Source organism: Hymenobacter piscis (assembly GCF_018760735.1).
Lineage (GTDB): Bacteria > Bacteroidota > Bacteroidia > Cytophagales > Hymenobacteraceae > Hymenobacter > Hymenobacter piscis.
The window spans coordinates 42,508-56,846 of sequence record NZ_JAHHZN010000013.1 but is presented as its reverse complement, the minus strand read 5'-3'; the positions used below and the strand labels follow the sequence as shown (position 1 = coordinate 56,846).

Here is a 14,339-nt window from a genome sequence, read left to right as displayed (position 1 = left end):
GCCCGTTCCACTTGCTATGACCCTTCCCTCCTCCGGATTTACTATCGTTTCTTCTGCGGCTGATTATCGTCGGCGTCTGGCCGTCAATGGAGAGCGGGAACTGGTGGATCTGGCGGTGCTTATTCCGGAAATTGTGCTCGATTTACGGTTTGCCACCGCCCACAACGTTCTGGGCCGGCCGCTGTATTCGCAGGCCCGGGCCTTGCTGCGGCGCCCGGTTGCCGAGGCCCTGCAGGGTGTTCAGCAGGTGCTCCGGGAGTGGGGGCTGAGCCTGTGCGTATTTGATGCCTACCGGCCCTACAGCCTGACCCGGGTCCTGGCCCAGGACAGCGGCACCGTTAAAACCGCTACCTCGCCCTGGAACAGCCTGCCCCGCAACCGCGGCTGCGCGGTAGATGTGGGCCTGGTGGAAGTAGCTACCCGCCGTCCGGTGCCCCTGCCCACTGATTTTGGCGAAGAGCTGCCCGCGGCGCACTCCGGTTTTGGACAGTTGCCGCCCCACGTGCTCTTTAACCGCAGCGTGCTGCTGGCCGCCATGAAGCAGCAGGGCTTCCAGAACTACCCCGGGCAGTGGTGGCACTTCGCCCACCACCGCTGGCCCGATTTCGACCTGCTCGACTTACCGTTCGAGGAGTTGTGAAGTGGTGAATGAGTAAAGTGGTGAATGCGTGAAGTGGTGAAGCTGTGTCATCCTGAGCGTAGCGAAGGACCTTATCCCGCATGGATGACCGTAACAACGACTCGTTCAGGCAGGATAAGGTCCTTCGCTGCGTTCAGGATGACAGGCCCCCACTCATTCACTGCTTCGCTCATTCACCGATTCCCGTAGTTTTGTGGGAATGGTACGATTGATTGCTGCTGGCCGCTTACTGGTTGTTTTGTTTTTGAGTGTTCACCTGCTGGCGGCCACGGCGGCCCGGGCCCAGGAAATACCGCCCAAGCGGGAGTTGCGGGGCGTCTGGATTGCCACGGTGGAGAACATCGACTGGCCCAGCAGCCGCAGCCTCACGCCCGAGCAGCAGCGCCGCGAGTACCGCCGCATGCTCGACGACCACCAGCGCAGCGGCATCAACGCCGTATTCGTGCAGGTGCGCCCCGCCTCCGACGCCTTTTACAAGAGCGAGCTGGAACCCTGGAGCAAGTGGCTGACCGGCACCCAGGGCAAGGCCCCCACGCCCTACTACGACCCGCTCCCGTTCCTGATTGAGGAAGCCCACAACCGCGGCATGGAGTTCCACGCCTGGTTCAACCCCTATCGGGCCACCATGGACACGGTTACCCGCCGCCTCTCGGCCAATCACCCGTACCGCCGCCACCCGGAGTGGTTTATCCGCTTCGCGGGCAAGCTGCTCTACAATCCCGGTTTGCCGGAAGTGCGCCAGTACATCAACCGCGTGATTCTGGACGTGGTGCGCCGCTACGACATCGACGGCGTCCACTTCGACGACTATTTCTACCCCTACCCGGAAGCCAAGCAGGTTATTCACGACGAGGACGCCTACGCCCGCTTCAACCCCGACGGGCTGGCCCTGGCCGACTGGCGGCGGCAGAACGTGAACGTGCTCATCCACGAGCTCCACGACTCGATTCAGCACACCAAGCGGTGGGTGAAGTTCGGCATTTCGCCCTTCGGCGTGTGGCGCAACCAGACCTCCGACCCCAACGGCTCGGCCACCAAAGCCTTCCAGGGCTACGACGGCCTCTACGCCGATGCCCTCGAATGGACCCGCCAGGGCTGGGTCGATTACGTGCTGCCCCAGCTCTACTGGAGCACCGGCTTCAAGGTGGCCCAGTACCCGGTGCTGGTGGAGTGGTGGGCCCGCAACGCCAACAACCGCCACGTCTACATCGGCCACGGCGCCTACCGGATGCTGGAAAACACCCGGGCCGATACCGTGTGGCGCAACCCCCGCGAGCTGCCCCGGCAGGTGCGCCTGAACCGCACGTTTCCGGCCGAGGTGCAGGGTAGCGTGTTCTTTAGCTCGAAATCGTTGATGGCCAACGCCCTGCGCACCACCGATTCCCTGCGTCAGCACGAGTTCCGCTACCCGGCCCTGGTGCCCACCATGCCCTGGCTCGATGCCGTGCCCCCGCGCCCGGCCGAAAACCTGACCCTCACGGCCAGCGGCCCGGCCCACACCCTCACCTGGCAGCCCGGCCCCGCCGCCCCCGATGGCGACCTGGCCGCCTACTACGCCCTCTACCGCTTCACGCCCGAGCAGACGCCCCGCCCCGACGACCCGCGCAACCTGCTGGCCGTGGTGCGCCCCCGGGCCGGCTACGGCCTCGCCTTCGTCGATACCACCGCCCGCCCCGGCCAGGCCTACGCCTACTACCTCACCGCCTTCGACCGCCTGCACAACGAGAGCCGCCCCATCTGGGTGCGCACCACCGGCCGCCCCGCCGAAATCATCGTGGCCCAGACGGCCCCGCCTGAACCCGCGCCGACGCCCACTCCGGTGCCGGCTCCGGTGCCCCAGCCGGTACCCCAGGCGCAATCCGAAGTAGCGGTAGCGCCGCCCGTGCCCGCTCCGGCGCCGGCCCCCCGGCCCGCGCCCCGGCCGGTGGCTACCCGCCCGGCCGCCACGGCCCGGCCAACCACCAAAGTCAAGGTGAAAACCAAGAGCAAGCGCCGCGGCGGCTTCTTCAGCCGCCTGTTCGGCGGGCGGTAGGGGAGGCGGGCTTTTTGGCGCTGGCGGTAGAAAGCCTGTCATCCTGAGCGCAGCGAAGGACCTTATCACGGTTGAGCAGCTATTATGCCACCGTGATAAGGTCCTTCGCTGCGCTCAGGATGACAGGTGTTTTTACTTTCTAAACAGCTTCTTTGATTCCTGCGGGTAAAACGGCAACTTCCCTTCGTCCGGAAGCAAGTTCCGGGGCTTCCACCAACCCGCCCGCTCATGGCTACCGTCTCCCGCGTCCCCGTCCGCATTTTCCCCGACTCCGGGCAGGCCTCCGCGCAGGTGGCCCTGGAACTGGCCGCCTTCATCCGGGAGCGGGCCGCCGAAAACCGCCCGGCCGTGCTCGGCCTGGCCACCGGCTCCTCGCCGACCCGGGTGTACGAGGAGCTGGTGCGCCTGCACCGCGAGGAAGGACTGAGCTTCCAGAACGTGGTCAGCTTCAACCTCGACGAGTACTTTCCCATGGCGCCCGACTCGCTGCAGAGCTACGTGCGCTTCATGCACGAGTACCTGTTCGACCAGGTGGACATCCGGCCCGAAAATATCCACATCCCCGACGGCACGGTGCCGCCCGAGCAGGTAGCCGACTACTGCCGCCGCTACGAGGAGCAGATCCGGGCGGCCGGGGGCATCGACTGGCAGCTGCTGGGCATCGGGCGCACGGGCCACATTGGCTTCAATGAGCCCGGTTCCGGGGCCGCCTCCCGCACCCGCCTCATCACCCTCGACCACATCACCCGCACCGACGCGGCCTCCGACTTCTACGGCGAGGAAAACGTGCCCCGCCGGGCCATTACCATGGGCGTGGGCACTATTCTGGAAGCCCGCCACGTGGTGCTGCTGGCCTGGGGCGAGGGCAAGGCCGCGGTGGTGAAGCGCCTGGTGGAGGGCGAGCCCACCGACACCGTGCCGGCCACGTATCTGCAGCATCACCCCGCCGTGCAGGTCGTGCTCGACGAGGCCGCCGCCGCCGAGCTGAGCGCCCGCAAAACGCCCTGGCTGGCCGGCGAAACCTGCCGCTGGCAGGAGGCGGCCCTGGTGCGCAAGGCCGTGACCTGGCTGGCCCGGCTGGTGGAAAAGCCCATTCTCAAGCTCACCGACCAGGACTACAACGAAAACGGCCTCTCGGACCTGCTGGCCGAATCAGAAGGGCCGGCTTACGTCCTCAACATCCGGGTCTTCAACGAGCTGCAGCGCACCATCACGGGCTGGCCCGGTGGTAAGCCCGGCGCCGACGACGCGCTGCGCCCCGAGCGGGCCGCGCCCTTCCCCAAGCGGGTGCTCATCTTCTCGCCCCACCCCGACGACGACGTGATTTCCATGGGCGGCACCCTGCTGCGGCTCGTCGACCAGGGCCACGAGGTGCACGTGGCCTACCAGACCTCGGGCAACATTGCCGTCTTCGATGACGAGGTAATCCGCTTCGCCGAGTTCGTGGCCGACTACGACGAGGCCTTCCGCTTCGACGACCAGCCCGCCGAAACCCTCTACCAGCGGGTGGCGGATTTCCTCAAAAACAAGCAGCCCGGCCAGGTCGATTCCGGGGAAGTGCAGCAGATCAAGGGCCTGATCCGGCGCGGGGAAGCCAAGAGCGCCCTGCGCTACGCCGGCCTCGACCCCGATACCCGCGCCCACTTCCAGGACCTGCCCTTCTACGAAACCGGCCGGGTGCGCAAAAAGCCGCTGGGGCAGGAGGACATCCAGCTGACCGTGGACCTGCTCAACCGCCTGCAGCCCCAGCAGATTTACGCCGCCGGCGACCTATCGGACCCCCACGGCACCCACCGCGTGTGCCTGGCCGCCATCATGCAGGCCGTGCAGCAACTCCAGGCCGCCGGCATGCCCTGGCTGGCCGAATGCCGGGTGTGGCTCTACCGCGGGGCCTGGCAGGAGTGGGACGTAGACCAGATTGACATGGCCGTGCCCCTGAGCCCGGAGGAGCTCACGCGCAAGCGCCGGGCCATCTTCAAGCACCAGAGCCAGAAAGACCGACCCCTGTTTCCCGGCGCCGACCAGCGCGAGTTCTGGCAGCGCGCCGAGGCCCGCAACCGCACCACCGCCCGCCTCTACGACCAGCTCGGCCTGCCCGAGTACGAGGGCATGGAGGCTTTCGTAAGGTGGCACTTCTGAGAAGATGGGAACGGCCAGAACGCGGGGGGAGCCAGCAAAAAGCTATTGTTTTGTCGTGGTCAGAGCCTATGCATCGGGCGCACATGGGTAGTGGGGGCCGCCCGGAGCTGGATATAGGCTACATTGGAGTGTTTTCAGTGTCCTGAAAAGCTGCTGGTAGCGTAACGCTGCGTCTGCCAGCAGCAGCTAACCCTTTCAAACCCCCGATGCAGACCACCCAGGCCGCCCTCGACACTACCGGCGCCCGGCCCCTGGCCGAGGCCTCCCAGCCCGGCCGCCTCGTCAGCCTCGATGTGTTTCGGGGCCTGACGGTGGCGGCCATGCTGCTGGTGAACAACCCCGGCGACTGGGGCCACATCTACGCCCCGCTGGAGCACGCTGCGTGGCACGGCTGCACGCCCACCGACCTGATTTTTCCCTTCTTCCTGTTCATTGTGGGCGTGAGTATCACCTACGCCCTGGGCTCGGCCCGGCAAGAGCCGGCGCGGCACGGGCCCCTGCTGGGGCGGGTGGCGCGGCGGGCGGCCGTGCTGTTTGGGTTGGGCTTGCTGATGGCTCTGCAGCCCAAATTCGACTTTGCCCACGTGCGCATTCTGGGCGTGCTGCCGCGCATTGCGCTGGTGTTTCTGGCCTGCGGGGTGGTATTCGTGAAAACGGGCTGGCGCACCCAGCTGGGGTTGCTGGCGGTGCTGCTCATCGGCTACAACGGGCTGCTGCAACTCGTGCCCGTGCCCGGCTTCGGGCCGGCTAACCTGGAGCCCGCCACCAACCTCGGCGCCTGGCTCGACCGCACGGTGCTGGGCGAAAACCACCTTTGGGTGCAAAGCAAAACCTGGGACCCCGAAGGCCTGCTGGGCACCCTGCCGGCCATCGGGACCGGGCTGCTGGGGCTGCTGGCGGGGCAGTGGCTGCGCCGGCCCCGGCCCGAGGTGGCCAGCCGGGTGGTGTGGCTGCTGCTGGCCAGCGGGGCGGCCATTGGGCTGGGCCTCGTCTGGAACCTGTGGTTTCCCATCAACAAAAGCCTCTGGACCAGTTCCTACGTGCTCTATACCGGCGGCCTGGCCGGGGCCGCGCTGGCCGCCCTCTACTGGCTCTGCGACGTGCACGGCTACCGGGGCTGGCTTACGCGTTTCGGGCTGGTGTACGGCGTGAATGCCATTACGGCCTTTTTCCTCTCGGGCGTGCTGGCCCGCTGGCTGAATATGCTGGAGCTGCCCAACGGTGCTGGCACCGCCGTACCAGCCAAAGCGTGGCTCTACCAGCGGTTCTTCGAGCCCTTCTTCAGCCCCCTGAATGCTTCCCTGGCCGGGGCCGTGGCCTGCGTGCTCATCTGGTATGGAGTGCTCTGGCTGATGTACCGGCGCAACATTATCGTCAAGGTCTGAGCGCGGATTTTCGGGGATTTCACGGATTTCGTGAACGGCTGTAAAGTGAAGTATTGCTTCGCCTGCTGGTGAACCTCGTGGGCGGCTCAGGCCACAGATTGCGGCAATATTTCGTACCTCTGTGGCATGAAAAGAACCTTCCTGCTGCTGGCGGCCGCTACGGTGCTGGCCTTGCCGGCCGCCCGGGCCCAGACGGCCCCGGCCGCTGCTACTGTTGCTACTTCCCCCGCGGCGCCCCTGTCGGCCAGCCACCGCAAAGCCGCCGAGACCCTGCTGGCCGCCACCAACTCCGAGCAGAACCTGAACCTGACCATCGACCGGATGCTGGCCGGACAAATCGAGCAGAACCCCGGCATGAAGGCCGTGGAGCCCGAAATGCGCGCCTACCTGACCAAGTACATGAGCTGGGCCTCGCTCAAGGAGGAAATGATTCAGCTCTACGCCGGCGCCTTCACCGAAAAGGAGCTCAAGGAGCTGACCAAGTTCTACCTGACGCCCATCGGCCGCAAAACCATCGAAAAGCTGCCCCAACTCACCACCGCCGGCATGGAGCTGGGCCAGCGGCGCATGCAGGAGCACCTGCCCGAGCTCCAGCAGGCTATTGCCGAAAAGATGAAAACCCAGTCCCCCGGCGCGGAAGAGTAGGAGGGAGCGAGGAAGTAGAATAGGTCTGTCATCCGGAGCGGAGCGCAGGACCCTGTCACGTTGAACCGAGTCGTTAATACGATACTCGCCCTAACATGACAAAGTCCTGCGCGCTATGCAGGATGGCAGTGCCCTTTTCACTCATTCACCAACTCACTCATTCACCACTGATACCCCGCGAAATCCTGGCGGATTTTGGTTTTGAGCAGCTTGCCGGTGGCCGTGTGGGGCAGCTCGTCCACGAATTCCACGGCTTCGGGCGTCCACCACTTGGCTATTTTGCCCTCGTAGAAGGCCAGCAGCTCCTCGCCCGTTACCGCGTGGCCGGGGCGGCGCACGACTACCAGCAACGGCCGCTCGCTCCACCTGGGGTGGGGCAGGCCGATGACGGCGGCTTCGGCCACGGCCGGGTGGCCCACGGCCAGGTTCTCCAGCGCGATGCTCGAAATCCACTCCCCGCCCGATTTGATGACGTCCTTGGAGCGGTCGGTAATCTGCATGAAGCCGGCCGGGTCGATGGTGGCCACGTCGCCGGTGCGGAACCAGCCGTCGGCGGTCAGCTCGCCGGTTTTCTCGGTGCCGAAGTAGTCGGCCACAATCCAGGGGCCGCGCACGAGCAGGTCGCCAAAGGCCACGCCGTCGTGGGGCAGGGCGCGGCCTTCATCGTCCACAATCTTCATATCGACCCCGAAAATAACCCGGCCCTGCTTGGTGCGCAGGGCGAACTGCTCCTCCTCGCTCAGGCGCAGCTGCTGGGGCTTGAGCACGCCCACCGTGCCCAGGGGCGAGGTTTCGGTCATGCCCCAGGCGTGGCGGATGGTCACGCCCAGCTCGTCGGCAAAGGCCCGGAACAGGGCCGGCGGGCAGGCCGCGCCGCCCACCACCGTCTGGTGCAGGGTCGTGAATTGGAGCTTCTTCTCGCGCATGAACGTGAGCAGGCCCAGCCAGATGGTGGGCACCCCGGCCGAGAACGTGACGCCCTCGGTTTCGAACAGCTCGTAGAGGCTGGCCGCATCCAGGCCGGGGCCGGGCAGCACCAGCTTGCAGCCCAGCATGGGCGCCAGGTACGGAATGCCCCAGGCGTTGACGTGGAACATGGGTACCACGGGCAGAATCACATCCTGGGCCGAACAGTTAAAGCAGTCGGGCAGGGCGGCGGCGAAGGAGTGCAGCAGGGTGGAGCGGTGGGAGTAGAGCACGCCCTTGGGCTCGGCGGTGGTGCCGGAGGTGTAGCAAAGCGAGGAGGCGGTATTCTCATCGAACACCGGCCACGGGTAGTCGGCGTCTTCGGCCGCCAGCAGGTCCTCATAGCAGTGCAGGTCGGGCAGGGCGGCGCTATCGGGCATATGCGCCCGGTCGCTCAGCAGCACCCAGGCTTCCACGCCGGGGCAGTGGGCGGCCAGCTTTTCCACCAGGGGCAGGAAGGTCAGGTCGAAGAACACCACCCGGTCCTGGGCGTGGCCGATGATGTAGACAATCTGCTCGGCAAACAGGCGCGGGTTGATGGTGTGGCACACCGCCCCGGAGCCCGACACGGCGTAGTAGAGCTCCAGGTGGCGGTGGGTGTTCCAGGCCAGCGTGCCCACCCGGTCGCCGCTGCCGATGCCCAGGCGGGCCAGGGCGTGGGCCAGCTGCCGGCTCCGGCGGCCCAAATCGGCGTAGGTGTAGCGGTGAATGAGGCCCTCGGGCAGGCGGCTCACAATTTCGGTATCGGCGTGCCACTTCTCGGCGTGTTCCAGCAACCCGGCAATGCGCAGGGGCTCGTGCATCATCAATCCTAGCATACGGGGCTTCTTTGGTGGGAGCCTTTAAGCTAGCGGTTTTCCGGGGAACTCCGGACTACTGTCCCGATTAAGGTTGTTGCCTTCCGTGGGCCTGCGCGCCGCCCAGGTTAGGGCAGCCGGTACCAGAGCGTGCCGCCTTCCACGAAGCCCACTACCCCAAACGCTTTGGCATAATACACGCGCCGCACGGGTTTAGCCCGGGGCAGTCCGTACAAGATACCGGCAGAACGGGCGTTGGAAATTCGCAGCACCGAATCGTAGGCCACGCCGCCCAGCTGCAGCCGGGGCAGCAGGACCTGGGTGGTATCGTAGAGCGGGTAGCCAGTCGTGATTTGCCGCAATGGCAACTCCGCGCTAAACGTAACGTCCCAGTTCAGGTAAGCATACCCGCCTGACTCACTGGCGCCCAGACTGAGCAGGTTTGTTGGAGTGGTAAAAACCACCGAATCGGGTTTGTTGGGCGTGCTGGCAGGAGTAGCCACGTAGCGCACAGTATCGGTGCGGCGGGCGTATACGTCAAGGGTTTGCGCCCGTATTTTTTTAGGTGGCCCCAGGTATACCGGCGCATTTCCCCCGATGGAGTACTCTATGAATTCCTCCTTGATTTCGGTGATAAGGAAGGTGCGCACGTTACTGCTGCGGTCCTGCCCGAAACGGAGGACGTCGCCGTTATGGTAGGGCTGCCAGGCCAGCTGCTCGGCCGGAATTCTAATTTCTTCCGTGGTTGATGTAAGGCAACCTGAACTCAACAGTAAGCCGACATATAACAGGCGGTAGGGCTTTTTCATAACGCGCAGAAGCTTCACGATAAGGTACTATGTGACACGTTATAGGAGCTCATCAGCATCGGATAGGTTGCAATCGAAGCTCAGTCCTCTGGGTAATGGATGAGAGCCTAGAACGGATTTACTCCTCCAGCCACTGCCGTTGCCGGAGGTTTTCCAGGGGCACCTGTAGCACATTAGCATGTTCAGTCAGGTTAACGCGCCTTTCTAATGCGCTTTTTAGTATCTGAAAGGAAGAGGGGTATTCTCCTCGCGCGACACAAAGAGGCCTCAAAAGGCAACCTCAGCCGGTCAGGAAAATACCCCTCTTAATTCTTCAGATAGCCGGGTCAGCGGGCACGTTGGGGTTGTTGATGCGCTCCTGCTGGGGGTAGGGGTAGAAGTTGCGGCTGCGCTCCGTCTGGCTGATGGGCTGGTTGGGGGCCGGGGCGGGACGGCCGAAGCGGCGGCTGTCGTCGAGGTGCAGGCCGCTCAGAAACAGCTCGGCGCTGCGCTGTTTGTACACCTCCTGCAACAACGCCGCCACGGTTTCCGGCCCGGCGTAGGGCGGCAGGGCGGCATTTACGCCCAGCGGGTCGCCGGCAGTCTGGGTGCGCACGGCGTTGATATCAAGCAGGGCGGCCGCAAGGTCGGGCGTGACGGCCCGCAGGTTGGCCTCGGCCCGGATCAGGCGCATCTCATCGGGAAGATAAGCGGGAATGGGGCTGACCTGGGAGGTGAAGAAGCCGGCCAGCTCCCGCAGCGTGCTGGTGCTGCCGTTGTCGGAGCGCGTAACGGCGGGCCCTTGCAGGTAGAAGCTCAGGCGGGCATCCTGGGCCTCCACCAGGTCGGCGGGCAGCCCGAACTGGTCGCGGGGCTTGAAGTTGCCCGCCAGCACCGACTGGGTGAAGATGGGATTGGGGGCCGCGCCGGTGTACACGAACACCGACGTTTTGGTTAAATCGACCAGGTTGGCGGCGGCCAGGGCGGCGGCGTAGTTGCCGGCCATCAGGTTGGCGCGGGCCCGGTAGGCCTGCACCGTATTGGGCAGGTCGAACTCGGGGCCGAGCACGCGGGTATTGAACTCCGCCGACGGGGCGTTGGCCGTCAGGGTCTGGGCAGCCAGATCGAGCAGGCGCACGGCCTCGGCCAGCACCTGGGTCCGGGGTACAAACGCGGCATTCTCGGCGGCCGAAACAGGAGCCTGCTCGAAGCCCTGGGCCACGGCCAGCAGGGCGGCCGCCTTAAACAGGTAGGCGTGGGCCAGCACTCCGCTCAGCGTGGCCGCATCCGTTGCGAGGGTGGCGGGAGCCGCGCCAAGGAGCTGGTCGGCGGCGGAAACGATGCGGTAAGGCCGCCCGAACAGGGCCGTGAGGTTGGCGTTGTTGGGCGAGAGTTGGGTGCCGCCCTGTTCCAGCTCCGTTACGTTGATGAAGGTGGTAATGCCCTTCACCTCCCGGCTGGTGGTACCGGTAGCGAGCAGCAGCGGCTCAATCACCTGGGTGGCGTACGTCTGGCGCAGGCCCACGCTAAAGGCCAGCACCCCATCGCGGGAGCTGAGCGTGGATTGCTCGGTGGCGGCGTTGGGGTTGGGAATATCGAGGCTGCAGGAGGGGGCCAGGCCCAGCAGGGCCGCGCCGAGCAGCAGCCGGGCGGGCAGGTGCCGAAATCGAAGGAATGAAGTCATATCAACCGAAAGTAAACGTCAGAGAAAAACCCCGCACGGGCCACTGGGCTAGAAGGAGGCGTTGAAGCCCACCGACACGGTGCGGGGAATGGGCACCTCCACGAAGTCGAAGCCCCGGACGGCCGTGCTCTGGCCCGCTGCGCTTACTTCGGGGTCGAAGCCCTGGTAATCGGTTATCACCCACAGGTTGCGGCCTGCCACCGAGAGGCGCAGGTCGCGCATGCCCAGGAACCGGGGCCTGAGCTGGTAGCTGACCGAAATTTCGCGCAGCTTGATGAAGGAGCCGTCCTGCACCCACTTATCGAAGGTGTTGTAGGCGGCGGCGCTGGAGCCCTTGGGCACTTCGCCGCGCAGCTCGGGCTCGTAGCCGGCCAGCCCCCCGAACAGGTCGCGGGTGCCCACGCGCTGGGTGAAGTTGAACACGTCGAAGTTCTGCTGGGTATCAAACTGCACCCGGAAGTTGAGCCGGTTCTTGAGCAGGCCCACCTCGTTGATGAGGGAGGCCACGTACTGGGGGTTGGGGTCGCCGAGCACGTCGAGCAGCAGGGCCCCGGAGGGCTGGCCGTCGTTGCCGCGCTGGGGGGTGTTGGGCTGGCCGGGCGGGCCCTGCACGCCCCGCTCGCGCTGGGGCAGGCCCGTGGGCGTCAGCAGCAGGGAGCCGTCGGGGTTGCGGGCGGCGTAGGTGCCGTAGTAGGTGCCCAGGGGCTTGCCCTCCACGGCCGCTACCAACCCGAAGCCGTCGGGGAAGGTGACCAGGCCGTTGGGGATGTTGGTGATTTCGTTGACGTTGTGGGTGAAGGTGCCCGTCACGTTCCAGGTTACCTTGTCGGAGCGCACGGGCTGCACCCGCACCAGGAGTTCGATGCCCCGGTTGGTCATGTTGCCGATGTTGTCGGCGCGTGAGCTGAAGCCGGTGCTCGGGCTCAGGTCCCGGCGCAACAGCAGGTCGGTTATCTTCTTGCGGTACACCGATACCTCGAAGCTCACCCGCTCGTTGAGCAGGCTGGCATCGATGCCCGCCTCCAATTCGGCCTGGCGCTCGGGCCCTACCTGCTCGTTGCCCTGCTGAGTGCCCGGAAACAGCCCGGGCAACGTGCCCAGCACCAGCGGATTGTAGTTGGTAAACCGCTCGAAGGGTCCCAGGGCCGTCAGGTTGCCCGATTGGCCGTAGGAAGCGCGGAGCTTGAACTGGGGCAGGATGCGGCCCAGCGGCCCGTTCTGCCAGAACGCCGATTGCGACACCACGTACGAAGCGCCCACTTTGGGGTAGTACTGCGTTCGGTTACTGACCCCGTAAACCGAGGCCGCATCCACCCGCAACGCCCCGGTCAGGAAAACCTGGTCGTAGAAGCCCAGGGTTTGCTGACCGAAGGCCCCGAGGATGCGCTGATCTTCGCGGCGTTCACCGGTAGCGGCCGTGCCGTTCCCGAATGACGCGGCCGGAATGCCCGGCGTCAGCCCAATCGACTGGATGGCGGTGGAGAGGAAACGCTGGGCCTGGCGGGTGCCGCCCAGGGTGGTGGTGCTCACCAGCCAGTCGGTGAGGTTGCGCTTGTAGCTGAGCGTCACGTCCGTATTCACCAGAAAGCCGGTGCGGTCGGCGCGGCGGGCCAGGCCGGTGTTGTAGGTGGGCGTGGTGTTGCCCGGCGGAATGTAGCCGGTGCCAATCTGGGTGCTGTTATCAAAGCCCAGCGTGAAGTTGGCGCTGAAGCCCTCGAAGGGCGTCAGGTTGAGCTGCACGTCGCCGATAAAGCGGGAGGTGCGCTGCTCAAAATCGAAGCGGCTGATGGCTTCACGGGGGTTGGTGCGGGCAATGGCCGGGGCGGTGCTGGGGAAGCGGCCGGTAACGGGGTCGGCGGCGGGGTCGATGTAGTTGCTCGAAAAGATGAACCCCGTCAGGGCCCCGTAGGCTTCGCTGATGCCGCCGTTGGGCACCTCCTGGCTGTTGGTGAGCGAGTAGTTGGCGCCCACGCTCAGGTTGGCCTTGTTGCCCAGGTTTTGCTGCACCCGCAGCCGGCTCCCGCCCCGCGTAAAGTCGGTGTTGCGCACAATGCCCTGGTTGCGGAAGTAGTTGCCCGAGGCAAAGTATTTGGTGTTGCTGGTGCCCCCCGACACCGACGCGTAATTATCGGTGCCGGTAGCGGTGCGGAATATGTCGTCCTGGTAGTCGTAGCGCTGCACCGGCACCTGGGTCAGGTCGGCAGCGTTGGTGTTGGTGAAGCGGAAGCCAAAGGTATTGTAGTCGAGCTTCCGGCGGATTTGCGAGGTCATGAAGTTCGACGATACCGTGACCTGGGGCTTGCCGTCCTGGCCGCGCTTGGTAAAAATCTGGACCACCCCGTTATTGGCCCGCGAGCCGTAGATGGCCGCCGCCGCCGCGCCCTTAATCACCTCAATGCGCTCCACGTCGTTGGGGCTGATGTCCACGAGGCGGTTCTGGGAGTAGCCGCCCAGGTCCAGCAGCTGGGGCGAGCTGTTATCGACAATGACCCCGTCGATGATGTAGAGCGGCTCGGAGGAGCCGGCCACGGTGCTGGGGCCGCGCAGGCGCACCGAGATGCCACCGGCGGGGTTGCCCGAGTTCTGGGTAATCTGCACGCCCGCAAACTTGCCCTGGAGGGCCTGGTCGATTTGGGTGGGCACGGTAGTGCGCAGCTGCTCGCCGCTCACGGTGGCAATGGTGTTGCCGAGCTGCTTCTTGCTGGTGGCCACCGAAGTACCCGTTACCACCACGTCGTTGAGCTGCACCAGGTCTTCGGGCAGGGTGGTGGGGCCGAGGGCCACGGCCGTGGTGGCACCCAGCTCCAGCTGCTGCCGCTGGGGCGAGTAGCCCACGGCGCTGATCAGCAAGGGGTAGGTGCCGGGGGCCAGTGTAGCGGTCAGGGTGTAGTTGCCGTCCACATCGGTGCTAGTGCCCAGCACGGTGTTCAGCACCCGGACGGTGGCACCGGGCACCGGCTCGGAGCGGCTGTCCAGCACCCGGCCGCTGATGGTGTAGGTGGCCGGCGTCTGGGCGGCGGCGGCCAGCGGCAGCAGCAGCCCGGGCAGCGCGGCCAGCCAGCGCGTGCTTCGGACCGAACCGATAAGCGAGTAGGCGTCATGCATAGCAAGAATGGGTTAGGTGGGGCAGTCGGAAGGGTGCCAGGGAAGGAGGAAAGGGGTGAGTAGGCGGAGAAAATGTATAAAAAAATAAGGGAAGCAGAGCAGGTTAGGCCACTCTACTTCCCTTGCGCTGAGCTGATTCCGCCATTGGGCGGTTCAGC

The 14,339-nt window shown here is 65.4% G+C and carries 9 protein-coding genes; 5 read left to right on the top strand and 4 right to left on the bottom strand.

Going from position 1 to position 14,339, the window contains the following annotated elements:
* Positions 1-16 precede the first annotated feature (16 nt).
* The 5 genes from KLP40_RS14085 to KLP40_RS14065 all read left to right on the top strand — a co-directional run bounded on the left by KLP40_RS14085 (position 17) and on the right by KLP40_RS14065 (position 6,841).
* Positions 17-640 carry a M15 family metallopeptidase gene (locus KLP40_RS14085; protein ID WP_215594468.1) on the top strand — a complete coding sequence of 208 codons (624 nt, stop codon included), beginning with the start codon at positions 17-19 and terminating at the stop codon, positions 638-640.
* A gap of 244 nt (positions 641-884) precedes the next feature.
* Positions 885-2,672, top strand: a complete 1,788-nt coding sequence (locus KLP40_RS14080) for a glycoside hydrolase family 10 protein (protein WP_246558859.1) — start codon at positions 885-887, stop codon at positions 2,670-2,672.
* 228 nt (positions 2,673-2,900) lie between these two features.
* Entirely contained in the window at positions 2,901-4,811 is a 1,911-nt protein-coding gene (nagB, locus tag KLP40_RS14075) for a glucosamine-6-phosphate deaminase (RefSeq protein WP_215594466.1), read from the top strand.
* Between the two features lie 206 nt (positions 4,812-5,017).
* Positions 5,018-6,196 (top strand): acyltransferase family protein, encoded by a 1,179-nt coding sequence (locus tag KLP40_RS14070; protein WP_215594465.1) that lies wholly within the window; start codon positions 5,018-5,020, stop codon positions 6,194-6,196.
* A gap of 126 nt (positions 6,197-6,322) precedes the next feature.
* A complete protein-coding gene (locus KLP40_RS14065) occupies positions 6,323-6,841 on the top strand; it encodes a DUF2059 domain-containing protein (RefSeq protein ID WP_215594463.1) in 519 nt (172 codons plus the stop codon).
* Between the two features lie 161 nt (positions 6,842-7,002).
* Here KLP40_RS14065 and KLP40_RS14060 read toward each other — a convergent pair whose 3' ends face one another.
* The 4 genes from KLP40_RS14060 to KLP40_RS14045 all read right to left on the bottom strand — a co-directional run bounded on the left by KLP40_RS14060 (position 7,003) and on the right by KLP40_RS14045 (position 14,181).
* Positions 7,003-8,625, bottom strand: a complete 1,623-nt coding sequence (locus KLP40_RS14060; RefSeq protein ID WP_215594462.1) for a 3-(methylthio)propionyl-CoA ligase — start codon at positions 8,623-8,625, stop codon at positions 7,003-7,005.
* A 107-nt stretch (positions 8,626-8,732) separates the two neighbouring features.
* Entirely contained in the window at positions 8,733-9,413 is a 681-nt protein-coding gene (locus KLP40_RS14055; RefSeq protein ID WP_215594461.1) for a hypothetical protein, read from the bottom strand.
* 313 nt (positions 9,414-9,726) lie between these two features.
* Positions 9,727-11,076 (bottom strand): RagB/SusD family nutrient uptake outer membrane protein, encoded by a 1,350-nt coding sequence (locus KLP40_RS14050; protein ID WP_246558857.1) that lies wholly within the window; start codon positions 11,074-11,076, stop codon positions 9,727-9,729.
* Positions 11,077-11,124: 48 nt separating this feature from the next.
* A complete protein-coding gene (locus tag KLP40_RS14045) occupies positions 11,125-14,181 on the bottom strand; it encodes a SusC/RagA family TonB-linked outer membrane protein (RefSeq protein ID WP_215594460.1) in 3,057 nt (1,018 codons plus the stop codon).
* Positions 14,182-14,339: the final 158 nt, after the last annotated feature.

Excerpts from the sequence above, each read along its gene's own strand:
- KLP40_RS14060 (WP_215594462.1), bottom strand. The coding sequence starts at position 8,625 with ATGCTAGGATTGATGATGCACGAGCCCCTGCGCATTGCCGGGTTGCTG.
- KLP40_RS14050 (WP_246558857.1), bottom strand. The coding sequence starts at position 11,076 with ATGACTTCATTCCTTCGATTTCGGCACCTGCCCGCCCGGCTGCTGCTC.
- KLP40_RS14065 (WP_215594463.1), top strand. The coding sequence starts at position 6,323 with ATGAAAAGAACCTTCCTGCTGCTGGCGGCCGCTACGGTGCTGGCCTTG.
- KLP40_RS14055 (WP_215594461.1), bottom strand. The coding sequence starts at position 9,413 with ATGAAAAAGCCCTACCGCCTGTTATATGTCGGCTTACTGTTGAGTTCA.
- nagB (WP_215594466.1), top strand. The coding sequence starts at position 2,901 with ATGGCTACCGTCTCCCGCGTCCCCGTCCGCATTTTCCCCGACTCCGGG.
- KLP40_RS14045 (WP_215594460.1), bottom strand. The coding sequence starts at position 14,181 with ATGCATGACGCCTACTCGCTTATCGGTTCGGTCCGAAGCACGCGCTGG.
- KLP40_RS14070 (WP_215594465.1), top strand. The coding sequence starts at position 5,018 with ATGCAGACCACCCAGGCCGCCCTCGACACTACCGGCGCCCGGCCCCTG.
- KLP40_RS14085 (WP_215594468.1), top strand. The coding sequence starts at position 17 with ATGACCCTTCCCTCCTCCGGATTTACTATCGTTTCTTCTGCGGCTGAT.